Annotated in this window: 23 protein-coding genes and 4 pseudogenes; 10 read left to right on the top strand and 17 right to left on the bottom strand. The window is 57.2% G+C overall.

Annotation, left to right across the window (positions count from 1 at the left end; translation table 11 throughout):
* Positions 1-24 precede the first annotated feature (24 nt).
* Complete coding sequence (locus tag WGT02_RS39080) at positions 25-543, top strand: hypothetical protein (RefSeq protein WP_225040638.1); 519 nt, start codon at positions 25-27, stop codon at positions 541-543.
* On the opposite strand, the pseudogene WGT02_RS39075 reads toward WGT02_RS39080, so the two are convergent.
* From WGT02_RS39075 to WGT02_RS39060, 4 genes and pseudogenes are all read right to left on the bottom strand, one after another.
* Positions 544-951: pseudogene (locus WGT02_RS39075) on the bottom strand (IS21 family transposase); the annotation flags it as partial.
* 94 nt (positions 952-1,045) lie between these two features.
* A complete protein-coding gene (locus tag WGT02_RS39070; protein WP_208245018.1) occupies positions 1,046-2,542 on the bottom strand; it encodes a DDE-type integrase/transposase/recombinase in 1,497 nt (498 codons plus the stop codon).
* A 114-nt stretch (positions 2,543-2,656) separates the two neighbouring features.
* Positions 2,657-3,049, bottom strand: a pseudogene (locus WGT02_RS39065) (sigma factor-like helix-turn-helix DNA-binding protein); the annotation flags it as partial.
* A 29-nt stretch (positions 3,050-3,078) separates the two neighbouring features.
* The gene (locus WGT02_RS39060) at positions 3,079-3,297 is read right to left on the bottom strand and encodes a transposase (RefSeq protein WP_375680035.1); all 219 of its coding nucleotides are present in this window, start codon (positions 3,295-3,297) and stop codon (positions 3,079-3,081) included.
* Between WGT02_RS39060 and WGT02_RS39055 the strand changes: the two genes are divergently transcribed.
* The gene (locus tag WGT02_RS39055; protein ID WP_225040695.1) at positions 3,259-3,396 is read left to right on the top strand and encodes a hypothetical protein; all 138 of its coding nucleotides are present in this window, start codon (positions 3,259-3,261) and stop codon (positions 3,394-3,396) included. The genes WGT02_RS39060 and WGT02_RS39055 overlap by 39 nt on opposite strands.
* 363 nt (positions 3,397-3,759) lie before the next feature.
* Here the strand turns inward: WGT02_RS39055 and WGT02_RS39050 are convergent, their stop codons facing one another.
* Complete coding sequence (locus WGT02_RS39050) at positions 3,760-4,785, bottom strand: IS110 family transposase (protein WP_208245023.1); 1,026 nt, start codon at positions 4,783-4,785, stop codon at positions 3,760-3,762.
* 367 nt (positions 4,786-5,152) lie between these two features.
* Between WGT02_RS39050 and WGT02_RS39045 the strand changes: the two are divergent.
* Positions 5,153-5,230, top strand: a pseudogene (locus WGT02_RS39045) (YecA family protein); the annotation flags it as partial.
* A gap of 47 nt (positions 5,231-5,277) precedes the next feature.
* Here the strand turns inward: WGT02_RS39045 and WGT02_RS39040 are convergent.
* Complete coding sequence (locus WGT02_RS39040; RefSeq protein ID WP_208245025.1) at positions 5,278-6,387, bottom strand: calcium:proton antiporter; 1,110 nt, start codon at positions 6,385-6,387, stop codon at positions 5,278-5,280.
* A 317-nt stretch (positions 6,388-6,704) separates the two neighbouring features.
* On the opposite strand from WGT02_RS39040, the pseudogene WGT02_RS39035 reads away from it, so the two are divergent.
* Together WGT02_RS39035 and WGT02_RS39030 are read left to right on the top strand one after the other, a co-directional pair.
* Positions 6,705-7,737 (top strand): annotated as a pseudogene (locus WGT02_RS39035) (IS110 family transposase).
* A gap of 364 nt (positions 7,738-8,101) precedes the next feature.
* Positions 8,102-9,730 carry a DUF4158 domain-containing protein gene (locus tag WGT02_RS39030; RefSeq protein WP_225040636.1) on the top strand — a complete coding sequence of 543 codons (1,629 nt, stop codon included), beginning with the start codon at positions 8,102-8,104 and terminating at the stop codon, positions 9,728-9,730.
* 336 nt (positions 9,731-10,066) lie between these two features.
* Here WGT02_RS39030 and WGT02_RS39025 read toward each other — a convergent pair whose 3' ends face one another.
* From WGT02_RS39025 to WGT02_RS39005, 5 genes are all read right to left on the bottom strand, one after another.
* Entirely contained in the window at positions 10,067-10,348 is a 282-nt protein-coding gene (locus WGT02_RS39025) for a hypothetical protein (RefSeq protein WP_375680031.1), read from the bottom strand.
* Entirely contained in the window at positions 10,341-10,949 is a 609-nt protein-coding gene (locus WGT02_RS39020) for an ATP-dependent Clp protease proteolytic subunit (protein WP_208245029.1), read from the bottom strand. Before WGT02_RS39020 ends, WGT02_RS39025 begins: the two co-directional genes overlap by 8 nt.
* A gap of 77 nt (positions 10,950-11,026) precedes the next feature.
* Complete coding sequence (locus WGT02_RS39015) at positions 11,027-11,362, bottom strand: DUF6527 family protein (protein ID WP_225040635.1); 336 nt, start codon at positions 11,360-11,362, stop codon at positions 11,027-11,029.
* Between the two features lies 1 nt (position 11,363).
* Positions 11,364-12,755, bottom strand: a complete 1,392-nt coding sequence (locus tag WGT02_RS39010) for a ThiF family adenylyltransferase (protein ID WP_208245030.1) — start codon at positions 12,753-12,755, stop codon at positions 11,364-11,366.
* Positions 12,752-13,852 carry a multiubiquitin domain-containing protein gene (locus WGT02_RS39005; protein ID WP_208245031.1) on the bottom strand — a complete coding sequence of 367 codons (1,101 nt, stop codon included), beginning with the start codon at positions 13,850-13,852 and terminating at the stop codon, positions 12,752-12,754. The genes WGT02_RS39010 and WGT02_RS39005 overlap by 4 nt, the downstream gene beginning before the upstream one ends.
* Positions 13,853-13,947: 95 nt before the next feature.
* Between WGT02_RS39005 and WGT02_RS39000 the strand changes: the two genes are divergently transcribed.
* The 3 genes from WGT02_RS39000 to WGT02_RS38990 are packed head-to-tail and all read left to right on the top strand — an operon-like array spanning position 13,948 to position 15,125.
* On the top strand, positions 13,948-14,313 hold the full coding sequence (locus WGT02_RS39000; protein WP_208245032.1) for a helix-turn-helix domain-containing protein: 366 nt from the start codon (positions 13,948-13,950) through the stop codon (positions 14,311-14,313).
* A 15-nt stretch (positions 14,314-14,328) separates the two neighbouring features.
* The gene (locus tag WGT02_RS38995) at positions 14,329-14,511 is read left to right on the top strand and encodes a hypothetical protein (RefSeq protein ID WP_208245033.1); all 183 of its coding nucleotides are present in this window, start codon (positions 14,329-14,331) and stop codon (positions 14,509-14,511) included.
* Positions 14,508-15,125: a hypothetical protein gene (locus WGT02_RS38990; RefSeq protein ID WP_225040632.1), complete on the top strand. Its 618-nt coding sequence runs from the start codon at positions 14,508-14,510 to the stop codon at positions 15,123-15,125. The genes WGT02_RS38995 and WGT02_RS38990 overlap by 4 nt, the downstream gene beginning before the upstream one ends.
* A gap of 183 nt (positions 15,126-15,308) precedes the next feature.
* On the opposite strand, the gene WGT02_RS38985 is transcribed toward WGT02_RS38990, so the two are convergent.
* Both WGT02_RS38985 and WGT02_RS38980 read right to left on the bottom strand, forming a co-directional pair.
* The gene (locus tag WGT02_RS38985) at positions 15,309-16,550 is read right to left on the bottom strand and encodes a hypothetical protein (protein WP_208245034.1); all 1,242 of its coding nucleotides are present in this window, start codon (positions 16,548-16,550) and stop codon (positions 15,309-15,311) included.
* Positions 16,551-16,835: 285 nt separating this feature from the next.
* Complete coding sequence (locus WGT02_RS38980; RefSeq protein ID WP_208245035.1) at positions 16,836-17,966, bottom strand: RHE_PE00001 family protein; 1,131 nt, start codon at positions 17,964-17,966, stop codon at positions 16,836-16,838.
* A gap of 190 nt (positions 17,967-18,156) precedes the next feature.
* On the opposite strand from WGT02_RS38980, the gene WGT02_RS38975 reads away from it, so the two are divergent.
* Both WGT02_RS38975 and WGT02_RS38970 read left to right on the top strand, forming a co-directional pair.
* Positions 18,157-19,308 (top strand): site-specific integrase, encoded by a 1,152-nt coding sequence (locus WGT02_RS38975; protein WP_208245036.1) that lies wholly within the window; start codon positions 18,157-18,159, stop codon positions 19,306-19,308.
* A 135-nt stretch (positions 19,309-19,443) separates the two neighbouring features.
* On the top strand, positions 19,444-19,686 hold the full coding sequence (locus tag WGT02_RS38970; protein WP_065284714.1) for a hypothetical protein: 243 nt from the start codon (positions 19,444-19,446) through the stop codon (positions 19,684-19,686).
* Positions 19,687-19,786: 100 nt separating this feature from the next.
* On the opposite strand, the gene serA is transcribed toward WGT02_RS38970, so the two are convergent.
* The 4 genes from serA to repA form a co-directional block, all read right to left on the bottom strand.
* Positions 19,787-21,025 carry a phosphoglycerate dehydrogenase gene (gene serA / locus WGT02_RS38965; protein WP_208245038.1) on the bottom strand — a complete coding sequence of 413 codons (1,239 nt, stop codon included), beginning with the start codon at positions 21,023-21,025 and terminating at the stop codon, positions 19,787-19,789.
* 284 nt (positions 21,026-21,309) lie between these two features.
* Complete coding sequence (gene repC, locus WGT02_RS38960; protein WP_208245040.1) at positions 21,310-22,554, bottom strand: plasmid replication protein RepC; 1,245 nt, start codon at positions 22,552-22,554, stop codon at positions 21,310-21,312.
* A gap of 157 nt (positions 22,555-22,711) precedes the next feature.
* The gene (gene repB / locus WGT02_RS38955) at positions 22,712-23,704 is read right to left on the bottom strand and encodes a plasmid partitioning protein RepB (protein ID WP_028744193.1); all 993 of its coding nucleotides are present in this window, start codon (positions 23,702-23,704) and stop codon (positions 22,712-22,714) included.
* Positions 23,705-23,785: 81 nt separating this feature from the next.
* A complete protein-coding gene (gene repA, locus WGT02_RS38950; RefSeq protein ID WP_018009855.1) occupies positions 23,786-24,976 on the bottom strand; it encodes a plasmid partitioning protein RepA in 1,191 nt (396 codons plus the stop codon).
* Positions 24,977-25,291 lie beyond the last annotated feature (315 nt).

Below are 25,291 nucleotides of genomic sequence, written 5' to 3'. Positions count from 1 at the left end.
CGGCGATCTGGGAGGAACCTCACCTTGATCAAGGCCGAGACGATTTGCGTGAACGTGCGACTATCCGGCGGGGCGACCCGCACCTTGACGCTCGACCGGCCTTTGCCCATCGCACAGATACGCAAGTTCAAGCCTGAGCTCGTCGCCGAGGTCGACCGCTTGCTCGACCATCATTGCGATCGCGAGATCGCCAATATCTTCAATGAACGAGGTCTGCGGACCTGGGAAGGCAAGCCGTTCAATCTCAAGAAGATCAGCTTCATCCGTGGAGCCTATAACCTACCCAGCCGTCGCCAGCGACTCCGGGATCATGGTATGCTCACCACCAAGGAAGTCGCCGAGCGCTTCGATATCGCCGAGACCACCGTGCATCAATGGGGGCGCCAGGGGCTCATCACCAAAGTCTGCAGCGATAACCGCAACCGTGGTTTGTGGGATATTCCTTCCGGCCTCGAGATTATCAAAGGCCGCCCGGGCCCCAACGCCGTTCCCGCCCGCCGTATCTCAATTACCGTGCCATCAACCAAACAGGACTCATTATGAAACATTCGCCTTGTCGCGCGGTTTCCCGCTGCGTCTCGGCAGGATCGTCGTGTCGTAATGCTCCGCCATGGCGGCGAACGTCGCAGTCAACGTCGGCTCGAACCAAAGGGCCTTGGCCACCCCTGATTTGAGGTTGTCGCACACGATTGCCTTGGTGACCCCACCATAGAACGTCAGAGCACGCACCTGGCCGTCGATCCAATCCGGCAACTGCTGGCTAAAGCTGGCATGGGCGAAGTCAGGTTGGAGGCGCCCAGCACCGCGACAAATTTGGGCCGGATGGATGACACCGGTCGCCGGATCGATCACCGGCACCGTCGGCCCGGCATAGTCGGTCTGCATCACGGCGCCCGCCGCGTGCCGATTGCGGAACGCTACACTCGTGCGCTGCCGAAAGGCTGCGGCGCGACAATCAGGATGAGAATCGTATTGCCTCGCCTGTGAATGTTCCTGATGCACTTGATCATTGCCTCACAAGATTGCTCCTTTCTGCTGCGAGCGTTCAAGTCGCGGAGAGTTGAGCTGTTTCGGAATTTGCGCCGAAGATCATGGCATGGGCTTTATTTCGACGCCACTCTTTGACGCGCCGTTGCACTGTTCGCAGGAGTCCGTCGGGGTACTCATTCGGATAACGCTCTTGAAGCCGCTCGAGCAACTCGCGGCCTGTCCGCCAAGGTTCCTCCTCAAACCAAGAGCGGAGATCGTCGGTCACGCGGATGAGCGGGTCTGGTCTACGTCGCTCTCGGCGCAGTTTTGGTTTCGCTTTGGCCGTCGGACGGACTTCGCCTTCCGTCCAGGCGTGGCGCAGGTTCTGCAAGAACGTTTCGATATCCGGCGTGGCTGTTGACAGCGAGGCATTGCTGGCAACCTCGACAAGACGCTGCTGCGCTGTTCGAATATCGCGCAATAGTTTCACAGGATCCAACTGATCGCCGATGTGCGATAGCCGATTTCGGACTTCGGTCGGTGTTCTCGGATCTGCCAAGAGCCTCTGATAGGGTGTCGCAGGAGGATGATAGATCTTTTTGACCACCGCGCCATCGCGACGCTTCTCCCGCAGCTTAAAGGATGGCTGAAAGAAGTTTATGAACAAGCGCACCGATCGGTATAGATCGGCCAGGGTCGCAGCGGCCTCGACCCCCTCATAGCGATGATAACCAACAATGCGGCGAACGATCGACCCATTCTTCTGCTCGACGAAAGCCTGATCATTCTTGCGGTAGGGACGGCAACGCGTGAACTCGATATTGGAATCAAGGCAGTAATCCCTGATCGTTTCGTTGATGAACACGCTGTCATTGTCCGTATCGAAGCCGAGCAGCGGAAACGGCATCAGACGCCGCAACTCACTCAACACTTCCGTCAGAAGCTTCTGCTCACGCACAAGCAGAGGCGCACATTCCGTCCAGCCACTGGCAATATCGGTGAGGACTAGCGTTTGGACGAAGCTGCCCCGCGCAACGGGGCCGGAGTGGGAGACAAGATCTGCTTCAACAAACCCAGGCGCGGGATCATCCCAGTCAGAGAATGTCCGGACGGGGACGCTACGCCTTAACGCAGACGAAGCCACCGAATGCCGGCGTCGCCGGCCGCCCGCTGTTTCGCGAATGTCTTTCAGAGCGCGATCAATCGTCGCGGCGCTCATCTGCAATAACAGAGCCCGAACCCGGTCATCCAGGTTGAGGTGTCCGTGCCGCTCCATGGAGATGACCAGCGTCGGGAGCAGCGCCTTTAGCCGCTTTCCACAAACACGGTCGGACGACTCCCACAACACGATAAGCGCTTGGCGGGCGGCTTCGTCATAGATCCGAGGACGTGGTCGAGACGCGACTTGATTATGTGTGCCGCGGAGTAACCGCATCGCATGTTTCCGGTGCATGCCGCTGATCGCAACGAACTGATCGAGAATGCGCGATTTTTCCTCTCGGCTGCCTTGGAGGTAGCGCTTTGCTAAAGCTGCAATCAATTCTTTCTTGGTCGTCACGCTGATGTGCCTCATCTGATTTGCTCCGCACCCACAAATGCTGGGAGCAAATCAGATGAGGCAACGGCCAATAATCAAGGAGCATTTTTGGCGAGGCAATGCGGCCTCTCATCCAGATCGCCGCGCTATACGAAAGGCGGCAACCTGCTCGCAGAAGCACGTGAAGCCGTAACCATCGGGATGGTTGGCGCGGTATTCCTGCCATAGAAGCGTCAGCGTCACCCCTTTGCGCTTCAGCTCCCGAACCACCACCGCCCAGTCCGGCTCGCTGAGATCGCGCGGCGGTCGACCGGCTCGGCCGAACAGTCGCCGCTCCAGCTTTGCATCCTCGTCCGCGCCGACTGGCAACGGCCACGAAAGCCCGGCCTCCCGAGCTCGCAGTAAATAGGTCGATACCGAGCTCTTGCCGATCTTCAGCCGCTCGGCAATCTCGCGCACCGAAAGACCCTCTTCGTGGGTCAGGCGCAGAATGGTCCGGATATCCCTCACTGTCGTTCGTCTTGCTTGCTTCCGCCTCGGCATCGGCCCCTCTCAACGTTGTCGCGAGAGGCTTAACCAACAAGACGGCGACCGTTTCGTAGCAGGATCTTGATAAGCACTGGCGTCGCCCGAGCCGGGGGCGTCTGCCCAAGGCGTACTTCGTCAACCAGATGGACCGGAAGGGACGGTGCTGACGCATCGAAGTGGCTAAGCGCTTTCCGCCATAAACGGATCTGCGCAGGATAAATGTCATGGCGACGCGCGACATCACCAATGCGGACGCCGGGCAAATCCGCTTCCGCCAATATCGCCAGTTTAACTTCTTTCGACCATCGCCGCCTTCGTTCAACGCCGGAAATAATCTCCATGCGAGCCATGCCAACCTCTGAGATCTGGTATTAATGTCAGCACTAATGCTGGTTCTAACGCCGGATCATCGCTTAACTGGCTCGTTCATCAAAATCCGTTCACCGGACGTGTGTGGACGCTCCCTAGAATGCAAGCAAAATCTTCACTCAGTCTTGAACGGTGGTCGGGTGCTGACGTGTGTCCGGCCTCTAGTTGCGACCTTAATACGTCGCGGGCCCATATGGGAGTTCGCAGATCAGGTCCAAAACGCTCACGCGCACTCGAGGTGCCGTCCGGCAGAACTGGTTTTCCTAATCCCGTCTCTTGACCGTTTGTCCATATCCTTCGTTTGACCTGCTTACACTCGCAATGGCGGTTAGAAATCCTCTCCGCCAGAGCTGATCTTATGCTGCTAGCCGTTGTTCCTCGTAGCGACCTCCGTTTGTCATAAGCGCCCAAGCAATCCGCCCCATCCTATTGGCGAGTGCAACAGTGATCAGCATCGGCGGCTTTTTGCCGATCATTCGCGATAACCAGGATCCATCTAACGCTCCGCGCCTCGATGCCCAGCGAACAACCGCTGATGCCCCAATTATCAACAATCGACGAAGATCACGCTGCCCCATCTTCGAGGTCTTGCCGAGTCGGGGTTTGCCGCCAGAAGAATGCTGCCGCGGTGTCAAACCCATCCAAGCGGAGAAATCTCGACCTCGTGTAAACGTCTCTGCAGGCGGCGCTAAAGCTTCGAGCGCCGTCGCGATGACAGGCCCAATTCCTGGAATGCTCATGAGCCGCTTGGCAACGTCATCCTGCCGCGCCCTCCGACCAATTTCCAGGTCAAGTTCCCGAACCTTATCAACGAGTGCCCGCAATGTTAAAACCAATGCTAAGCAGGGTGCGCGTGCCGCCTCGGTCAAGCTGGAGCCATCGTCTTCAACGTGACTGATCAGAATACCGACATGCGAAGGGCCTTGGGGAACGGTAATTCCGAACTCTGCCATTAGACCACGCAAAGCATTGATGATTTGGGTCTTTTGTCGAACGAGAAGGTCACGTACCTTGAATACCGTCGCCGCAGCCTGCTTTTCCTCGCTTTTAACTGCTACGAAACGCATAGTTGGTCGCATAGCCGCCTCGCAGATCGCTTCCGCATCGGCCGCATCGTTCTTCTGGCGCTTTACGAACGGCTTGACGTAAATTGGCGCGATCAACTTCACTCGATGCCCAAGCTTGGCAATCTCGCGGCCCCAATGGTGGCTCCCGGCACACGCCTCCATTGCTACAATGCACGGATCAAGCCCCGACAGGAAGGCAAGCAACTTCTTGCTTGAAATCTTCCGCCGAAAAAGCACCGATCCATCTACGCTGGCTGCGTGAACTTGAATTATGCTCTTGGCCAAATCCAAGCCGATTATGCTAACCTTTTCCATGGACGCTCTCCCTTGTAATGGTCCCAACACAACCATTCTGGCACGAAGATGCCGTTGAGTGGGAGCGTCCACCCCATCGCTCACGCATGACCAGCACTCATGACCGCCCAATTCTGCAGAACGTGACGCACACAACCCCGGTCACCACCCAAAGGTAGAAGTGCTGTCCGGCCTTGAGCGCCGCCGTCGTCGGTCGAACGCGGACCGGCGACACGCCTCTGACTGTCGAGGCGAGGGCACCTCGACGAGATCAAGAAGCGTCTCCTCAGGCGACGCCGGAGCCTGGTCGTCTCGCGATACGCAGAGTACGACGTTGATGACGAGGGTGCTTGATTGTCTTCAGGCGGTTGATTTGGCCTTCCGCCTGGAGCTGACTGGCCCGGAGGCCCTAAACCTGCCAATGGAAACAACCGAGCATCAGGCCGTGCAGATCATCGTTGGCGACTCCGCGGGACGATCGAGGGGCCAATCGGCCACAATCGGTTCGCCGAATTAGGGCACGGCGGAAAGCAGGAGAAAAACAACAAATATCGAGAGGTGAACGGCACCTTGGAGCACGGTGGTTCTGCCCGTGCCGAGGGTGATCGTGCTGACAAAGAGTGTCAAGATGAGCATTACGAGGTTCTCCGGGCGGAGCCCCAACGTAATGTTCTGCCCAAGTGTGACGGAGATCGCAGCGACCACCGGCACTGTCATGCCTATGCTTGCAAGCGCTGACCCGAGAACAAGATTTACGCTGTTTTGAAGGCGGTTCAGCAATGCTGCTTTGATCGAGGCTATGCCCTCCGGCAGGAGAACGACACCCGCGATGACCACGCCAACCACGGCTTGTGGTAGCCCCACCGCGTCAACTGCGCTGTCGAGGGGATGAGAAAGCAGCTTGGCCAGCAAGACGACTGACACGAGGGCCAGCACGAGCAGGCCTCCAGTTACCGGCATATTGCCCTTCGGGCGTTCATGCTCGGCCGGAAGCGCCTTGCCGTCATCGATGGCACCCGTGTGATCCATGAAATAGTCGCAATGGCGGACCGTCTGCACGTATAGAAACACGCCGTAGAGGACCAGCGACACAAGTCCAATGATGGCAAGCTGTATTCGAGCGAACTGCTGCGGTTGTCCTGCGATGACGAAATTCGGCAGCACGAGAGACAGTGTCGCGAGTGTGCCAAGCACCGCCAGAGCCGCCGAGGCCGCATTCAACTGAAACGACTGCTCGTGGTGGCGTCGGCCGCCAACCACTAGACAAAGGCCGATGACACCGTTGAGCACGATCATCACCGCGGAAAAAACCGTATCTCTCGCGACCTCTTCGTTTCCCTCTGCGCCCGATAACATTATAGAGACGATGACCGCCACTTCGATGATTGTCACGCAGATGGCGAGGAGGATCGCTCCAAAAGGCTCGCCCACCCGCTCGGCAAGAACTTCGGCGTGATGCACCGCTGCAAAAACAGCACCTGCAAGCAGGGCCGCGGACGTCAGCAGTATCAGGACAGAGCCTTCAGGCAGCAACTGCGCTAGTGCCAGAGTCGCAATCACGCCACCGAGCAGCGGAATGATCCAGGACCACAGCGGCACGTGTGTGGAGGTGCTATCTTGCATGTCGGCTTCATCTTCCCCGTCAGCTGTTAACGAAAATACGCCGCTCTAATCTCGCCGGCGCTCCGGAACAGAGGAGACGCGAAATCGCCAAACCGCGCCTCCACAGTCCTTGATAGTCGAGAGCACATTCTCGCACAAGGTGTATAGCGAAGTCGTACAGCTTTAAATTCGCTTCGGAGCCAGGCGTTCCGTGCGGCGGATCGGCCGGCAATACGGCCCTGTCGGTCGAAGCTGATGAGGTGGAACGGCCCTTCTCAAACGGCATCAAGTGCCTAACGTGGTCGTGTTGAAACGCCACAAAGAAGAAGGACCGCTCCATGAAGAAGATTACCACAGTCGGGCTCGATCTGGCCAAATCCGTTTTTCAGGTTCATGGCATAGCCGAAGAAGGAGTCGTGATCGTACGTCGCGCGCTGCGTCGATCGCAGGTGCTGGACTTCTTTCGCACATTGCAGCCTTGCCTCGTAGGGATGGAAGCCTGTGGTAGCGGCATTATTGGGCTCGGGAAATTCAGGCCCTGGGGCATACGGTTCGGATGATGCCACCCGCATACGTGAAGGCCTACGTCAAACGCAATAAAACTGACGCCGCAGACGCCGAGGCTATTTGCGAGGCAGTCACGCGGCCGACCATGCGCTACGTGCCGACAAAAACACAGGACGAGCAGGCTGCCGGAATGGTGCTCAAAGCACGAGATCTGCTCATCCGTCAGCGCACTCAAGCGATCAATGCCTTGAGAGCTCATCTTACCGAACTGGGCATTGTCAGGGCGACCGGTCTGGTCGGAATCATCAGCCTTGCCGCCATAGTGCGCGACGACAGCGACCTGAGATTGCCGGGTGAAGCGCGAATGGCTTTGGAGGAGCTCGTCGAGCAAATCGAGACCGTGACGGCACGCATTGAAAGGCTCGATCGAAAAATCCTTGAAGCGGTGAGAAAAGACGTAAGCGCTCGACGCCTGACAGCGATTCCCGGTGTGGGGCCGATCATTGCCGCAACCATTCGAGCAGTTGTACCGGATCCCGCTGGCTTCCGAACCGGTCGAGATTTCGCTGCCTGGATTGGGTTGACCCCACGCGCGCATTCCAGCGGAGGAAAAGAACGGATAGGTTCGATCTCAAAAAGCGCGGAAACCAGCAACTGCGAACGCTACTTGTCGCTGGAGCGACGTCGATCCTCAAGCTCGCTCGTCGTGGCCTCCAGGCATCACCATGGATAGCGGCCATGATGTTGCGCCGCCCGTTCAAGGTTGTCGCTGTCGCACTCGCAAACAAGATCGCGCGCATCATATGGGCTCTTCTCGTTCGTGACGATACCTATCGGGGAGCGAAGATGATCGTCCAGGCTTAGACATACCAGCTTTCCGGCCAACCAGTCGGGGAGAGAGGCAAGGTGCCAATTGTGATGACCCAACGGGACGACATCCCGAAGCAAATCAGACCGTAAAATCGCAAGCGTGTTACAGCGCGAGAAGCTGATTAGGCGATTTGCTCCGCGGATCTCATCGTGGCCATGGCTGAAAGGCCAGAAAATAGGCCGGACATATGACCGCACCGTCCTTATTGGGGAAATACATGAGGAAATATCTTGCCAAGCGGGCCGTTCCACATATGGGATTTTGGCCAAGTTGAAGAACGTTGTGGGAACATTGTCTCGCTAATTGACGAGTGATTTGCGGGGAATGACAGTCTGCTCCGAATTATGGAGTAGGCTGATGGGTTTGAGTATTTCGAATGAGGATTTTATCGGGCGCTGGAGCCTGAGCTTTTCCGACATGGATTTTGTGAACGGCAAGCCGGCCCCGGCGCGACTGGGATTGGCGGTTCAGCTTAAGTTCTTCGCCGCACACGGCTTTTTTGTACAGGACGACGCCTCGATCCCGACCGACAGCGTTTGCTGGCTGGCTGAGCAGCTTGACGTCGAATGTGACGCCGTGAACCAGTATGATTTCTCCGGCCGGACTGCGCGCCGGCATTGTGCCGAGATTTTGCAGTATCTCGGCTTTCGGCGCCTGAAACGGCCCGATCGGGAAGAGCTGACATTGTGGATCGCTGGCGAACTGTGTCCGACCGGGCGATCGGTTGGCGCCATGCTCGAGCAGGTTTTTCTTTGGTGCCGGGACCGTAGTATATACGGCCCGTCGCACAAGGAACTGGAACGCCTGGTGCGTTCGCAACGGCAACACTATCTCGATGACTGGTTGACCGGGGTGAGCGCTCGCCTTTCATCAAGCACGCTCGCATTGCTGGATGCTTCTATTGCCGAGGCAGACGGCCAGACCGGCTTCAACACGATGAGGGGTGATGTTGGCCAGGCGTCGCTCGACAACATCCTCAGCATGACGGCGAAACTTGCCTTCATTCAGAAGCTTGATCTGCCACGGGATATCTTGTCGACGACCGGCAAGGCATGGGTGGAACAGATTGTCCGCCGTGTCGCCGGCGAAAAGGCCTGGGAGATGCGGCGGCACGCGCCGGCCAGACAAATCGGCCTCTATGCGATTTATCTCTTGTCGCGGGAAGCGCAACTCACGGACGCCATGGTCGACCTGCTGATCGAGACGGTCCACAAGATCGGGACGCGTTCGAAACGCAAGGTGGTCGGCGATATCGCCAAGGATATCGAGCGGGTCTATGGCAAGGAACGGTTGCTGGTCGAGATTGCCAGCGCTTCGATCGACGAGCCCGCAGGGCGCGTCTGCGATGTCATTTTCCCGATCGTCGGCAAGGACAAGCTGGAGGCGATCGTCAAGGAGAGCCAGGCAAAAGGGGCTCTCGACCGGCGCATATATAAGGTGATGCGCTCATCCTGGGCCAATCATTACCGGCGTATGCTGCCCAGCCTGCTTTCGGTTCTGGAATTCCCGTCAAACAACACCGTGTGGCGTCCGGTGCTAGTGGCGCTGGATTGGATCAGGAGCAAGGTGGATGATGGCTGCCGTTTTGTGCCGATGGAGGATGTGCCGATTGACGAGGTTATTCCTGCCAGGTGGCGCAGTTCCGTCATCGATGACGATGGCCGTGTGAACCGGATCAGCTACGAGCTTTGCGTCCTCACCCAGTTGCGTGACCGCATCCGTTCCAAGGAGATCTGGGTTGTCGGCGCGGACCGCTACCGGAACCCGGATGACGATCTACCCAAAGACTTCGAAATCCGCCGTGACGCCTATTACACAGGCCTGAACCTGACCCCGGACGCGCGAGCGTTCACGGCCGGCATCCGTCAGGAGCTTGAGTATGAATTTTGTCGCTGTCCGTTCCATTGCCGGTCGGACAGCCGTCCTTCACAACGGCCAAATCGTGCGGTGAGGAGCGACGGAAGAGATGCTTCGGGGCCCCGCTGATTCAAATACGGCAGCGATCGTCAAACCTATCCCTTGGTAGGCGGGTGACTGGTTCGGAGATTGGCCGGCATGCACCAGCGGAGCCGATCAGCCCGGTATGCAACTGGACGTGGCCGGTCTAACGGGAGTAGGTCATTCTAACTCAGTGCTCCCCTGCCGCTGGCTGGTTGACGGCTTTCCACCGAAGGACGGGGCAAGGTCGTATTCGCCAGATCCGAATCAGGCATTGCGCAGTTGCTCAACCAACTCAAAGGCTTCACGGATCGTGTCGGCATCACGTTCGGCCTTTGGATTTGCTTTCATGTGAGCTTCGAACTTGTCCATCTCTTTCGTCCTTCACATTGCCACGAAGCGTTCGCGTGTCTGCAGCGCCACGGTGACCCCAATTCCGGTCATGTGATCCTGCAGCAGTCGATAGTACGAACGGACCTTCCTGTTCAACTCTGGATTCGCACCAAAGTTCTCGATCAAGAGATTTAAATCACCTTTCAGGACGTCCATTGACAACCCGCGTCCATGCGATCGCCAGCGCTTCGTATCGTTCAGCTTCTTCGCGATCTCTGATGCGCGTGCCTCACGCATCTTGCCGGAAACCGACTTTCGATTGGTTTCAGTCACGGCCCAAGTCTTGAACTTGTACTGCACCAGCCACTTTTTCAGAAGATCGACCGTGATCGCGAGCCTGCTCGAAGCGATGAATTTGAGCTGGATCAAACTTCTGAATAAGGAAAGCGAGTTCTGCCGACGACAAGCTTCCTTTGCTGGATCGCTTCATCAGCTCATCATATTTTTCCAGGTACCCCAAGGCCGGCACGAATTGCCCGTCCCGATTGCGCACCTGGGGATCGATCGGACCCAGGATCGAATAGTAATCCATGTAGATATTGTCACCAGACATCACCAGGACTGTACCGGCCGACATAGCAAAGTTGGGGACCAAGAAATTCACTTCGCCAGGATAGTGGTAACGGAACACGTCAGCGATCCGCTCTGCCGTCTCAATCGATCCGCCATTGGTTTCGATGATGACAAGGAGCTTCTTGCGCTTATCCTGTATGTCTTCGATATAATCTCGTATCAGATCATCCATCGGCTGGCTGATCGGATGAATGCAGGTGATGACATCACAGTCCAATGCGTCTTCGATGGACTTCAGACGTCGCGTCAATTCGGACTCGACGTATTTTGTTGTATGCGTAAGCTCGTCGACTTCCTCCATCGCCCCCGAATGGTCTTGATTCGACAATCATAAGATGAATTTCGGCTTTACGCTATAGTTTCGGCTGCTGCAAAAGCTCAGCACCAATGTATTTTCCCATGGCGTAGCCAGAAGTGCGAGCGGCAGCCATCGGCGACCCAAACCGATGGGTGAAGGGACGGAAGGCCGTCTCTGTCGACCGAGAGGTCCCATCGTGGTTTCACATCCTTAAGCAGCATGACCTCCAACCTACGCCCACACCGGCAGGGGCAAGTCAGGCCGGCGCTCCACAACTCGCCATCCTCGCGCGCCACATATAGATTTAGTGTTGCGAAATGCGCCGGAAGCTCATCGCCTTCAATAAATTCGACCCCGCGCGGCCTCTCCGCAAAAAGACCGCGTATCCATGAGACCAGTTTCTGAAAGAATTTCATTTCAAGCTCCGAGATCCGGCAGGCCGAGCAATGGCTCCCGCGCTCCTACTGCGACCTCCAAGATCCCGCCCCTTGGAAAATCGGCTTCCCCGAAACGGTCTTCGTCGCCATCCGCCAGGGCGAATATGCTTCGGGCCTGTTCCGAATTACGACCATGGCGGAATGGGAAGGCGCGCGCGACGAACTCAAGGACAGCGGCACTGGCGGCACGCATATTGAGAGCAATGACCGACGGCGCCTCCTCGACCGCACCCTTTATGTAGCCGTCATCCAGTTGTGAAGCGTAGGTTTCCGGAGCCACGCGGGCGAGATATTCAGCGCGCAAGGATGCCGCCGTGTAGACGCCACGGTCACCCAGCGTAGAGCCGGACGGTTGGATATAGTCAACCCTGCCAATAACCTCAGCGATAGCCGTATGGCCATCGGGACGCTTTCGAGTCGGTATTGAGACCCCCACATCAAAAAGCGGGATCATGAAGGCCTGAGCGATCCGGTCAGCAATGTGTCGACCTTCTGATGAGTCGACGCAGGAGAAAATGACGTCAGCCTCAGCGGCGGTAAGGACCGCATCGCGAGAGGCTATCGTCTGGCCGACAATCACGACCTCGATATCGGCGCGATAGCCGCGAATGGCCTTAGCAAACATGTCCACCTTGCGTGCATTGCTGCTGGCATCCGACAATGTCGAATTCAAAATTCGATTGAGATTCTTGCCTTCCACGCGATCGTAGTCGATCAGGGTCATCTTCCCAAAGCCCATCCGGGCGAGTTGCTCCGCAACAATCGAGCCAGTGCCGGAAACACCAATGATGCAGGTATGTAGCTTGCCAAGCTCACAGGTCATGTCGGCGCCAAACGCCATCGGCGCCTCGCTGCTTTCGCAACCGTTTCGCCAAAACCTCATCTCGTCGCCGACGACAGAAATTGTGTCGATTGCCCTACATTGATGCCGATCATCATAGATGCGTCCAATCACCTCTCCGTCCGGCATCATGATGGCAGAGCCGTGGCCACCTCGTGGTGAAGCGCCAGCCCACCCCGCAAAAATGGACGCAATAACCTGCGCATCGCTTTCGTTGTCGAGATCCGAAAACTGCCGAAAGCCACCAGGATGGGAGTGCAGGAGAATAATCGATAGGCCATCTTCCTCGGCCACATTGATCGCGTCAGCGATGAACTGGCCGGGCCAAACAAGAAGATACGGGGACCTTCGGCACTGATCGTGGGGAACCAGTGTCAAATCCAACACCATCAGCTTACGATCGCTCAGGCCTGCATCGCGGCATAGAAGAACCGCCGCTGCCTCAAGGCCGTCACCAGGGAATAGATGCGAATGGAGCTGCCGATGCTGCCCCCCTGTCATCGTCAATAGTGTACGCGGATCGATTGTCATACTTCGACCTCACGCAACAGGGCAGCCTCGACAAGGGCGAGATGGGTGATGACGTTGTCGAGGCCAGGCCGCCATGGTGCGATCGCGCCGCGGTGACGGGACCAGCGCTGAAACCCCCTCCCCTCGATCGCTTCGGTTACTTGCGTCTGCGGTATGGCAACTCCGTCCTGTCGGTTCAGCTGCGGATAGCAGTAGAACATATCAAGTTCCGCGGTGGGATAGCTGCTGGGAACCTCGATCGCGACAGACGTCGATGCGACGGTATACCCGGCCGGTAATTCCATCCCGTGAAGCAACAGCCACCGTCTGGCGCCATCAACGATTGTTTCCCAATGAAAGCCACGTGCGGTCAGCCCCGCCTCGTCGACCGGCAGCAACCGAAACTGCCGGCGCGACTGAGGAAGTTCTCCATTGTTGATCTCGCGCGGTGTCAGCCGGAGCTTCTCAATCCCGGGTGAGCGCAGATCGATCGTGTCGTCGACGGTGACTTGGCGTTTTCCGTCGCGCGCCTTGAGAACAATGATCCAACCCTGGTCAGGGTTGAAGCCTGCCTTTGTCAACGCATCGCGGACAACGACATCGGGCCTGTCGAACTTGATCGTTACACCCTGAACGTTGAGTTCCCACTCTGCGTGGCGTGAATAGACGCTCTCGACGCCGACTTCAGCCAGCGATAGGCTCCCACCGACTTCGATGGGTCGATCGGGCTCGGCCTCACGACGTACATACAGAAGCTCGGTTTCCGGGATTTTCCCAAGGATTCGCAGCGCGGCTTCTGAGATGCTGCGGTCCGGCCAGCTCAACGACCGATCATTGAGGAACAGGCGATACAACCGGTCGGCTTTCGCTACGATGAACTTTGCCGCAACATCGGAGTCGAGGCTGACAAGCTCGTCCGATCGGACTTCCTCGATATCGCCCTCCGGCATCCACTGTAGGACGACATACTCGTCACGTGGTGCGACATCGCAATATCCCAGGATCTGACGACCCGTAGGTGAGCGGTCGGCGACGCTTACCGGCCGAAATGCCAGATCGGTACCAGCTACCTCGATAAAGAGGCCCTTTGTTTTCGCTATCGTGAGTTCGGCGCTCATTTAGGCCTCCTATTTCCGATGTAGATTTCAATTGCATTCTTGCAATCACAATGCCAATATGGCGAAAGAAAACGAAATTGCAAGAGTGAAATTCAATGCCGAAGTCAGAATTTAGAGGTGGCGCGTTTTATCAGGCCCTCGACAGCGCTCGCGCTTCACGGCAACTGAACTGGAAGCAGGTCGCCGAAGAGTCTGGTGTCAGCGCATCAACATTGACGCGCATGGCTCAAGGCAAACGCCCTGATGTCGATAGCCTGACTGCGCTCGTTCGCTGGGCGGGGTTGAGTGCAGATACATTCGTTAGAGAACCATCAGAGATGGCATACGAAGCTGAGCCTCTCACCCAAATTACTGCTGTACTTCAGTCTGATCCGAGTTTGCCTGATGATGGCCGTGATGCGATGATAGATATGATTACTGCCGCCTACACGCGGCTCCGAAAGAACAGCAGTCGGAAGTAGGAACAGGAGCGGAAAATGAACGAAGCTGAAAGACAAGCGATCCGCGCCATGTTGAAGCGCCGATTCGACGAAAAGACACAGACGCAGGAAATGGCCCGGCAATGGCTCATCGATGAGGGCCTTTACGATGGCGACGGAGAGCTAAAACCACAGTATGGCGGCCGGCCCGAAAAACACGAGAAGCGTGGCCAGAAGTGACTTCATTCCATACGAGCTTCGTACTCGGCTTCCATGGTTGTGATGGGCAAACAGCAGAAGCTCTCTTGCAAGGTGGACCATTTCGGCAGAGCACCGAGGATTTTGACTGGCTGGGATCCGGCGCTTATTTCTGGGAAGGCGACCCTGGGAGAGCGTTGGAGTGGGCGCAAGAGAGAGTGAAACGCGGATCGTATAAAAGTGCGGCGGTTGTCGGCGCAGTCATCGATCTTGGAAACTGTCTGGATCTTACGGTGCGTGAGAACCTTGATCTCCTCGCCGATGCGTATCGCAGCTTTGAAGCAGCGAGAGCGAAGGCGAAGTTGGCCCTTCCGGAAAATAAGGATATTCGCGGAGCCAAGGTCGGAGACAAGCTTCTCAGGTATCTTGACTGCGCCGTAATTAAGCACTTGCATGAAAACATTGAAGACGAAGTCCGGCATGCGCAAGCCGCAGGTGCAACGCCTGCTATATTTCCCTTCGACACCGTACGGGGTCTTTTCGTCGAAGGAGATAACGTCTATCCGGGTGGCGGGTTCTATCAAAAGACCCACACGCAAATTGCCGTTCGCTCAGAGGCGAGCATCATCGGCGTCTTTCGTCCCCGGAATCGCTAGGACGCTTCGGCGCAGCCCTCCCCTTTTTCAAGATTTCCGATAGTCGCAAAGCGAATGCGTCGGATACCTGGCGCACGATCTCGTCTGCAGAGTCGCCTTCAATATAAGATCTCAGATCGTCGTCGTCTGTACGCGGTTGGTTGATTGAGCGTCGGATTCGGTGATTGTCCATGAGTCAATTCCTCATCTATTGCGCTTGGGATCATATCTGGGATTGAGGGCTATATCGAAGTAATGCTTGCGGCGAACCCAGATAAAACCTTCGTTTTTGGTCAAGATTGCCACATCGATAGGGCCGCCAACCGTCTCAAGATCATTCGAGTAACGACGTTTGCGCGACGTAAGTTCCACCAACGAGTACGCGACCTCGCCGAGCTCCTTCTTGGAGAGGTGGTTTACGACCGACAGAAGGTCGTCTGAATTCTTCTTTTTCAGCCGCTCCAGACCGTCGCGAAACTCCTCAGCGACTGCCGCCTTGATGAGGTCGGCCTTTCCATTACGGAATGCACGCTTGTTTTGGTCAACAATCTGACCGACCATGCTCAGACAAAGATTTTCAAGCGCCGCCTCGAACTCTCCATCGATACCCTGCATGAACCTCTCAGGCATATCCTGCTGTGCAAACGGGACGATTGCCGCGGTTTCTCCCCTCCGATCAATATCGATCAGATTGGTGGCAAGGACGCGGAACTGGTTGAAGTAGACGCCATCGATCTCAACGGAACTGAGTGTTGGAAACAGCTCGTCGGTCCCAAAGCCGGTGAACACCAACCCGGTAAACGCGGCAGACTTCTGGTTGGACTTGATGACTGCAAACATCATGTCGCACAGGGCCGTCTCGATATCCGGCGAAATTTCGAGCTTGGTACCCTTGGCAACGTCAATCACCGCTGCACCGTAAATCTCCCGAAACTGCTCCGGTTTTACCGTCGCCAGAAAGTCTTTGAGCGGCGACTGCTCCGCCTCCGCCTTGCGAAGACCGCATTGCCTCACAATGAAGTCCTGCACGGATTCCCGAGGCTTCCGGCTGCGCTTCCCCATGGAAGAAAGCACGTGGGTCAGCACTTGTGACTTTATTTCCTTGACCTCACGCAGAACCATTCCGCGAAAGTGGTCAAGTTCGTCTTCTTGGCCGCGCTTGAACGAAAGAAGGTATTTCTCGAACTCAGGCCACACCTGGACCAGAGATTTGAAGGTATTTGTCGTAAGCTTTTCGCGATACTCTCTGATGATGACTTCGAGTGGCGTGTTCATAAATTGCGCGTTATTGTAGATCATCAGCGCGATCGGTTGATAACGCGAAAACTCGAAAATCTTTTCGGCAGAATCGTAGGTCTTGTGCCGACGTCCATCGCTTAACGTGACAACGCTATCCGCGGCGAGCGCTACCGCGGTTCGATTCAGTATCGCAATCTCGGCAGTCATGGCTCAACGACACAGATGGGGTAGCTCATTTTCGACCCTTGGATTGCAGGTGTCTTGACCATCGCGAATATCATGGGGACAGGCAAGCCTCGATTCGCCTGCACACAACCTTTTAAGCGGTCCGTAGGAATCCCTATAGATCAAAGCCCGCACGAAACTTGCGCAACCTCCGAAACCCAATGGTGGGTCTGAAAAATGACGTCGGGGCAGTAGCCAATCACTACGGCAGCAGTTGCTACGCCCTTTGTCGCGAAACGGGCGATGCCCCGCTCCGGTCGCACATCATCACATCGTCCCCCATGCCCGAAACCTCCCCCTCCCGGTCATCTCCCTCAAGCCCAGTTCCAAAACGATCCGCCGCGCCGCCTGCGGCGTCATGTCGAGCGTCTTGGCCACCATCCCCGCCGACACCAATGGCTTCGCCATCACCAGCTCGACGAGCTCCGGCAGCTTTGACGATGTCCGGCGCCCCTCCAGTTTTCTATCCATCATCGTTTTCGCGAGGGCGAGCCGGTCATGCTCCTTCAACCCGATTTCGGCGGCCGCCAAAAACCCGTCGGCGATGGCCAGCAGCCGGGTCTCGCGATCGCGGTTCCGGCGCCGGTCGACGGGAATGGTTTTGAGGCCCAGATTGATGGCAACAAGGTGTGCGCCGGTGGTGATGCCGGCCTGGCGCAGGATCGCGGCGCAAAACAGCCGGCCGAGCCACGGCGCGTGCTGAAGCACGGACAACTCGTTCCAGGCATCGAGGGCGACGATCGCCCAAAACATCGCCGGCAAATCCTGCGCCTGCCGCAGGACGCCGCGCCATTCCTCCAGCCGCTCGTCCTCGTCCCAGTCGAGATCATAGACCAGCGGATCGGCCGGAGCCCGGCCCGGCTTTTGGGCTCGTTCGATCGCGGCGTCAGAGCGCGCGAGGATCGCATCGATCGCGGCATAGTCGACGCCGGGCAGATCTCTGACGTCGTCACCATCATCCTCCTCCCCTTCCGCGTCGATCGCGACCGCCGCCCGAATAACTCCGGCCGTCGTCGCCTCGTCCCCGCCGCCTGACCCGATCTCCGAGGTTTTCCGCAGCGAGCGGATGCCGTCGGCAGAGAGCGCCCATCCCGGTGGTTGGCCGGCAATGCGCCGGCGGGTGCGCAGCACATCGTGGGCGATGGTCAGTTCGTGGGTCGGGGTGCGGATATCGCGGGTGGCGTCGTGGAGGACGAGGTCTTCGAGGTGGACGAGTTCGCCGTCGATCCACAAAGAGGCGCAAGCGTCGGCGAAATGGGCGCGCTCGATCCAACCTTCACCGACGGTTGAGCGGGCGATGCGCTCGTCGAGACGCACCAGTTCGGTGGCGGCGCGGAAAGCCGGGTCCATCAGGGTCGAAATTGGCAATCTGGCGAGATCGTAAGGCATTGAAATCATGGTAAATGATTTGTGAAAGGAAATCTATCTCTGGATTGCGGTTCGCCACTTCCTATGATGCCCCAGCGCACCGCTGGCCATCGATAAGTACTGGTTATCGATGGTAGATTGATCTGGAGGCGCAAATCAGCAAGAATCGGGGCAAATCACGGCCGACACGGCCGCCGAAACACGCCATTTTGGAGCGCCAGTGGCCAAAGCGAAGACATCACTGACCGCCGTGGAGCGGCGCGCCGAAGAGCTCGACACGATCGCCGCCGTGCTGCCGATCGAGCGCCGCGACGAGCTCGCCGAGCTGCTCACCGACCACGACGTCGAGACGCTGCGCCACCTGGTCAACCAGGGCATGGGCGATAACACGCTCAGGGCACTGACCTCGGATCTGACCTATCTGGAAGCCTGGGGATTGGCGGCGACCGGAAAATCGCTGCCCTGGCCGGCACCCGAGGCGCTACTGCTCAAATTCGTCGCCCATCACCTTTGGGACCCAGAACGGCGGGCGGCCGATCCCGATCACGGCATGCCTGTAGACGTCGACGAAAGCCTTCGGAGCCAGGGTTTTCTGAAATCCGTCGGCCCGCACGCGCCATCAACGGTGCGCCGGCGGCTGGCTAACTGGTCGACGTTGACGCAGTGGCGTGGCCTCGACGGCACCTTCGCCTCCCCTGCCCTGAAGTCGGCGATCCGGCTGGCGGTGCGCGCCGTCCCTCGGACGCGTCGCCGCAAGAGCGCCGAGGCGGTCACATCAGACGTGCTGGCAAAACTGCTCGCGACCTGCGCGACCGACAGTCTGCGCGATCGGCGCGACCGGGCGATCCTGATGGTCGCCTTCGCCTCCGGCGGCCGCCGGCGCAGCGAGATCGCTGGGCTGCGCCGCGAGCAACTGACCGCCGAACCGCCGATCCCGGTCGAAGGCGGAAGCCCCCTCCCCTCTCTCGCCATTCATCTCGGTCGCACCAAAACCGGCAGTGGCGAGCAGGACGATATCGTCTACCTCACCGGCCGACCGGTCGAGGCGCTCAACGCCTGGATGGTGGCCGCCAAGATCGACAGCGGCAGCGTGTTTCGGGGGATCGGGCGATGGGGGACTGTTTCGCGACGTGCGATCGATGCGCAGTCGGTCAATGCGATCCTCAAGCAGCGGGCGGAGATGGCCGGGCTGGAGCCTGGGGAGTTTTCCGCACATGGGCTGCGATCTGGCTACCTGACGGAGGCCGCAAACCGCGGCATTCCCCTCCCCGAAGCGATGGAGCAATCGCGGCATCGCTCGGTTCAGCAAGCCTCGAGTTATTACAACAATGCCACGCGGCGCAGTGGGAAGGCCGCGCGGTTGCTCTCTTGAGCTTATGCCGCCGCTATGAACGGCGCATGAGGGCGCAGCCGCAGCCGTTTGGCGCGCAGGCCCACTTGCGACTTTGGCTCTTGAATGCCTCTACCTCATTCCCCACATCCCCGCCGCACAACCGGTGAGGAGAGTATGCGCGAGTTTTTCGAGAAGACGTTCGGGCCAGCAGAGTTGTCGGTCGTCGATGCTGTTTTCAAAGCGTGGCTTGCGGAAAGTGGCATCACGAAAGAGATGCCGGAGGCCGAGCTTGCCGCGCGGGCTGTGATCAATCTCTTCCGCGAAGGACACGACACTCACGAGTCCCTGACGGCCGCCGCGGCTATGCACAGGGGCTTGGCAGACCTCAAGGACCCATTGCCCATTCCAGCGAGGTAGCACCTCTATTGCGATACAGGCATCGAGAACGTGAAGCACGTTCCCAGGTCGTCCGAACCAAATGTGATCATTCCCTGGTGCGCTAAGCCCTGGTCAGGTGTCAGTAGACCAATCGCGTGCGTATCGTTCCCGGAATTTCGCGTAACGCCTGAAGGATCTCGTCGGCATTTGCGGAAATCCCTTCGGCCTCGACCACCACATAGCCCGTATCGCCGTGGGTCTGAAGGAACTCAGCGACGATGTTCAGCCCGCGCGACGAGAAGATCTCGTTGAGTTGGATGAGCATGCCAGGGCGGTTTTCATGCACGTGGATGAAACGCGTGCCGTTCGGGCGCTCGGGCAGCTGAACCTGCGGAAAGTTGACGGCGCCCATGGTCGATCCGATATCGGAATATTCGACCAGCTTTCTAGAGACTTCTCCGCCGATGCGCTCCTGCGCTTCTTCCGTCGAGCCGCCGATATGCGGCGTCAGAATTACATTGCTCAAGCCCTGCAACGGCGTCTCAAAACGCTCGTTGTTCGAAGCCGGCTCTTTGGGGAACACGTCGATGGCGGCGCCCGCCAGATGGCCTTCTTTCAGGACTTTCGCAAGCGCATCGAGATCGACCACTGTGCCGCGGGAATTGTTGATGAAGATGGCTCCCTTCTTCATGCGGCGCAGCTCGGCTTCGGTGATCATGTTATGCGTCGAAGGCGTTTCGGGGACGTGCATCGTCACATAGTCGGAGATTTCGAGAAGCTCGCCGAGCGAAGCCATCGATTCCGAATTGCCCCGGCGCAGTCTGTCGGAAAGATCGAAATAGCGCACCACCATGCCCATGCTTTCGGCAAGCGCGCTGAGCTGCGATCCGATATTGCCGTAGCCGACAATGCCGAGCGTTTTGCCGCGGACTTCGCGGCTGCCGACAGCGGACTTCTCCCAGCCGCCCTCATGGGCGGAAGCCGAACGGGGAAATATCTGCCGAGTCAGCATGATGATTTCGCCGATCACGAGTTCCGCCACTGAGCGCGTATTCGAATAGGGTGCGTTGAAGACCGGAATGCCACGACGCCGCGCCGCATCCAGATCGACCTGATTCGTACCGACAGAAAAACAGCCGACGGCGATCAGCTTCTTGGCGGATTCGAAAATCTCCTCCGTTAACTGCGTGCGGGAACGAATGCCGATGATATGGGCGTCGGCGATATGGCTTTTGAGATCGCTATGATCGAGCGCTTTCGGTAGATGGACAAGGTTGGTGTAGCCAGATGACAAAAAATAGTCCGCGGCGGTCTGGCTGATGCCTTCCAGCAGAAGCACGGAAATTCGGTCGCGTGGGAGAGAAAGTTGACGGGTCATAGATGTTGCTCCGATTTCCGAAAGGCCGATATGGTTTCAGTCGCTTATGAATCTCTAAGCGGCCGCACGAGAGCTAATACCAATACCTTGGTAGCGCGAATAGATCTCAACGTAGCACGGTTGCGAATGCCTCCTCACCCAAGGATAGGAAACGATGACATCGGCTTCGCCGTCCCTCCCAACCGACTGAAAATCGAGGTTCAAGAGCAATAAGCCATTGATTTAGCGATACTAACGGCCCAAAAAAACGGCTGACAATTGACCTAGCGGTAACGGTCGATTTCTCATCCCGCGAGCTTTCCCCCTGCCCCATTGGCCTTGAGAAGTGCCATCAGCATCGGGCCAAGCGAAAACTCGCCGCGCTCCGATCGCTTTGTGAGATCTCGTAGATAGCCACCGGCCGAACTAATCATGTTCGACCTTTCCAGGATACACGCCATGGCCGCCGCGGCATTCTCCGGTCCCATAACGTCACAAGCTTCCTCGTATGCGGACGGGCTGACCCCCAGCATCGACCGAACGACGACTGCCGCGCTCATCAGCTCGCGCCAATGGCCTACTCTACCTCCCGGCCCGTAATCGCTAATCTGAGGGCAGGCTCGAAGTACCATGCCAAGCGGGAACGCCTTGATATGTTGGGTGGTGCGTTGGCCGCTTACCTGACCCTCCGCCCTCGTTTCAGCTACAGCCTCCAACTTCTCGCCCTGCTCGTTTCGAGAGCTAGGTTCAAGTTCATAGATGGATTCGGGTTTTGAATTCTGTATGTGGCATCCATTTTGGATAGCATTGCCATCGGTTTTTTCAGCTTTTATCTGAATTTCCAGCTGGTTGAGCACTTCCTCACGAAGAAGCTCCATCTCGTCGAGTGTAGCCTCCACCTGCTGACGGGAGGGATATCGCGGAAGCCGGTCGAGGATGCCAACATAGGCGTCTTCAACGGCTTCCCAATTGCCGCTGGCTCCTTCTTCGAAGGCAGCTGTGATAAGCTTGCGAACATCCCGCCGGCAGATGGTCAAAGCTTCCTTGATCCTACGGAAACGAATTCGTTCGGCAACGACATCCTGCGCGAGCTGAGCCAGTTCGGCCGCGCGAACGACCAATGGAGTCAAGTCGAAGCCGTATGCTTGTTCTATCTCGCCATCGCGATCTCGATGAGCGTAGCGCTTTCCGTTGGGACTGTCGCGTCTCTGGATAAGACCCGCATCGACGAGCGCAGCTAAGTGCCTACGCAGCGTCGTTCCCGCGATACCATGAGCGCGGAGCGACAGCTGGGCGTTCGATGGAAAGACGATCGGGCCGCGCTCTCTATCGAGTTCATTGTCAGGATAAAACGTCAACAGAGCATCGAGCACTGCAAGCGCTCTATCCTGGAGGGCCAAGCGTTCTCGCGCCTCACTGATGTCGCGGAAGACCTTCCACTTATCGACACACTTATCCGTTTTTGATTCTGCGACGGAGAGCTGCCCTTTCACCAGGGCGAGCGTCATCGATCGCCGCCCAAAGGGCGTCGAGACATGTCCCGTTTGCATTTTTCTTTCACCTTTCTTCGGGCAAAGGAAATCCGCTCACCAAATCGGTGCCAAAGACTCTTGACTGTGATTCCGGGAAATGCGATTCTCGATCTTGCTACGGATAACGAGAGAGGCTTCCACGGGGTACCGTTCGGGGGCCTTTTTCTTTTGCGGTTTAATCTCCGTTGTCTTCAGGTTTAGAACGCCTGTATTCGTCGTACAGCTGGTCCATTCGGCTGGAGAGCCAATCACTAAATGGCTTGGCTTCTGTGTTCGAAAGCTCGATAGCCACCTTCTTGGACTTGGCGTTCATCGAAAAACTCAACGAGCTATCGCGCGATACCCACTCTTTCGCAGATGCCGTCGCTTTCGGCTTCTTTGCATCTGATTTGGTCTTGTACCGCTTGAGATAATCGTGGAGGTCGTCAAATCTCTTGTCCTCGGAAAGTTCAAGGAACTCAGCGTTAGCCACGCGATCGGTCGAAGCTCGTAGTAGGGCAGGGGTAAGCACCAGTTGCCTGAGGCTCAGCCATTTATCCCGCCCTATCTTCTTCGCGGCGCCAACCGCCTTGATGACTGGAGCAGGGACGACTTCGACAACGCCGAGCATCTTGGACAGCATCGCTTCATCGATGGCCAGGGATGTTCGAACTACGTCCTTGGTCAGTCCCGTGGCAAGTAGGTTCTGAGCAAAGTAGGCACGCTCGATAAACGACAGATTGGACCGGGCCGAGTTTTCCTGGCCTTGTGCAATAGCCGAGGCGATATCGTCGAGTTTCTTGACGATCGCCTTAACCGGAATTCCGAGCTCGCGTGCGACTTTCAGGCGCCGGTGGCCGAAAACGACCGTATATCGCTGCCCATCCGAACTCGGCCGCACCAGGATGGGAGTCGACTGCCCGGACTCCTGGATTGCCTGCTTCAGTTCCTGATACTCCTCGCCGTCATCGGAGAGACGATCGGAGATAGAGGAGGCGTCGAGCGACTGTGGATCCAACTCCACAATCACTTCACCTTCCATCAGCTTCTTGGTGTTCTCCGCAAGATCCTCAATGGACCGAACAACCGTCTTCGCAGCCCCGGTCATCGCGTAGCCAGGCTTGGTTGGCGCTCTGCTAGCGGAGAGAGAAGCTATGTCCAACTTTGCAAAAGGGTTTTCACGCGACATGGCTCGTCTCCATATACCCTGTCAACTTCGATAAGGTCTTGCTATCCTTTGCGAAAAGCGGGAAAAAAACGGCTGACAAGGTCATTTCCGCCCCCATGCACTGTGCATCAATTCCATGATCTCGCCATTTGCGGAATTCAGGCTTTCGATAGCGCGATCATATGTTGACCGGACGAAGTCGCCTCGCTCAACCTCGTACAAGGTCTGCTTCTTGATCGAGGCGTCCGAGATCGCTGTCGACTTCAACACATGATTTCGAAGCATGTGCTGGGCAAACATCGACTGCATGAAGCCGACCATTTGCGCCTGCGGTATGTCCGTCGGTTCGAAACGCGTTACCAAATAACGAAACCATTCCACCCGGATCTCGGCGCCGGCCTCGGCAACCGGCGTCATGATACCGCCGAGCATCATCAGGAACTGGCTCATCGACATGACGTCCAGCATCTGGGGATGGATGGTGATCAGGATGCCGGTGGAGGCCATCAGCGCGGTTATCGTCAGATAGCCAAGCTGTGGTGGGCAATCGATGACCACCACATCGTATCGGTCATCGACATCCTTAAGCGCATTGACGATCCGCATATGAAATAGACGTCCCTCGCCCCCCTTCTTTGAAGAGATGGCGAGCGGCACGTCGTATTCGTACTCCTGCAAAATTAGGTTGGCGGGCACGACATCGAGGCCGGGGATGTTGGTCGATTGGATGACATCAGCGATCGGCTTACGCTCATCATCGAAGCGGAGCGCTTCGTACAGCGACGAGGTTTCGTCAAGCTCTGGCTGGATACCAAACAAGGATGTTAGCGATGCTTGCGGGTCAAGGTCGACGGCAAGGACGCGGTGGCCGGTTAGCGCGAGATACTGGGCAAGATGAGCCGCCGTCGTTGTCTTTCCGCTACCACCCTTGAAGTTCACGACAGACACGACCTGCAGAGGTTCGCCCTGCCGGCGTTTGGGAAGGTAATATCGCTTGTCCGATTTCTTGTTGGTCTCGAGATACTCTCTCAGTTCGAGCATTTGATCGGCCGTATAATATCGGCGACCACCGACCGATTCGATCTCTGGACCTTTGCCTTCGGAATGGATCTGTCGCAGATGACTTTGCGTGACGCCCATGAAATCCGCGACTTCACCAATCTGGAATTTTCGCAAACCCTTTCGAGCATCAGGCGGATACTGCTGGCTGCGCAGCATATGCAACGCGCTAGAGATCTTTGATCCCTGCTCGGCGATCTCAAGATCAAAACGGTTAGGCAGCGGCTGGCTCATTTTGCGAACTATTTCCTTGGTGGCCACACTTTCGAAAACATGGCCACATAGCCATCATTTGCGCAACTATCATGCGATTCCGCCTGCGCGGCAAGGAATTTAAAGTTAACAAAGTCTTAAGTCGATCGTGCGCATTTTCTTCGGTTCGCCAAATAAGCGTGACAATTCCTCACGTTAGGCCCAAATTTATCGTATCCGGCCTTTCATCTTTCCTGTGACTCAACCGCCTAAATTACAGACAGCATGGCTCTCCGGCTCTCGAATCGAGGCGAAACTGACGGAATCGACCGCGACTCGCGAGGTGCAAAATTGCAC

Origin of the sequence: Rhizobium sp. T1470 (assembly GCF_042140505.1) — a bacterium.
Classification (GTDB): domain Bacteria; phylum Pseudomonadota; class Alphaproteobacteria; order Rhizobiales; family Rhizobiaceae; genus Rhizobium; species Rhizobium favelukesii.
Note: the sequence above shows the minus strand (reverse complement) of the source record. Positions and strands in the feature narration are given on the sequence as shown.

Coding starts and splice junctions, on each gene's coding strand:
- WGT02_RS39070 (WP_208245018.1), bottom strand. CDS start 2,542: ATGAGGCACATCAGCGTGACGACCAAGAAAGAATTGATTGCAGCTTTA.
- WGT02_RS39055 (WP_225040695.1), top strand. CDS start 3,259: ATGGCGACGCGCGACATCACCAATGCGGACGCCGGGCAAATCCGCTTC.
- WGT02_RS39000 (WP_208245032.1), top strand. CDS start 13,948: ATGCCGAAGTCAGAATTTAGAGGTGGCGCGTTTTATCAGGCCCTCGAC.
- WGT02_RS39050 (WP_208245023.1), bottom strand. CDS start 4,785: ATGGAAAAGGTTAGCATAATCGGCTTGGATTTGGCCAAGAGCATAATT.
- WGT02_RS38980 (WP_208245035.1), bottom strand. CDS start 17,966: ATGATTTCAATGCCTTACGATCTCGCCAGATTGCCAATTTCGACCCTG.
- WGT02_RS38970 (WP_065284714.1), top strand. CDS start 19,444: ATGCGCGAGTTTTTCGAGAAGACGTTCGGGCCAGCAGAGTTGTCGGTC.
- WGT02_RS39005 (WP_208245031.1), bottom strand. CDS start 13,852: ATGAGCGCCGAACTCACGATAGCGAAAACAAAGGGCCTCTTTATCGAG.
- WGT02_RS39015 (WP_225040635.1), bottom strand. CDS start 11,362: ATGAAATTCTTTCAGAAACTGGTCTCATGGATACGCGGTCTTTTTGCG.
- repB (WP_028744193.1), bottom strand. CDS start 23,704: ATGTCGCGTGAAAACCCTTTTGCAAAGTTGGACATAGCTTCTCTCTCC.
- serA (WP_208245038.1), bottom strand. CDS start 21,025: ATGACCCGTCAACTTTCTCTCCCACGCGACCGAATTTCCGTGCTTCTG.
- repA (WP_018009855.1), bottom strand. CDS start 24,976: ATGAGCCAGCCGCTGCCTAACCGTTTTGATCTTGAGATCGCCGAGCAG.
- WGT02_RS38995 (WP_208245033.1), top strand. CDS start 14,329: ATGAACGAAGCTGAAAGACAAGCGATCCGCGCCATGTTGAAGCGCCGA.
- WGT02_RS38985 (WP_208245034.1), bottom strand. CDS start 16,550: ATGACTGCCGAGATTGCGATACTGAATCGAACCGCGGTAGCGCTCGCC.
- WGT02_RS39030 (WP_225040636.1), top strand. CDS start 8,102: ATGGGTTTGAGTATTTCGAATGAGGATTTTATCGGGCGCTGGAGCCTG.
- repC (WP_208245040.1), bottom strand. CDS start 22,554: ATGCAAACGGGACATGTCTCGACGCCCTTTGGGCGGCGATCGATGACG.
- WGT02_RS39020 (WP_208245029.1), bottom strand. CDS start 10,949: ATGGAGGAAGTCGACGAGCTTACGCATACAACAAAATACGTCGAGTCC.
- WGT02_RS39010 (WP_208245030.1), bottom strand. CDS start 12,755: ATGACAATCGATCCGCGTACACTATTGACGATGACAGGGGGGCAGCAT.
- WGT02_RS39040 (WP_208245025.1), bottom strand. CDS start 6,387: ATGCAAGATAGCACCTCCACACACGTGCCGCTGTGGTCCTGGATCATT.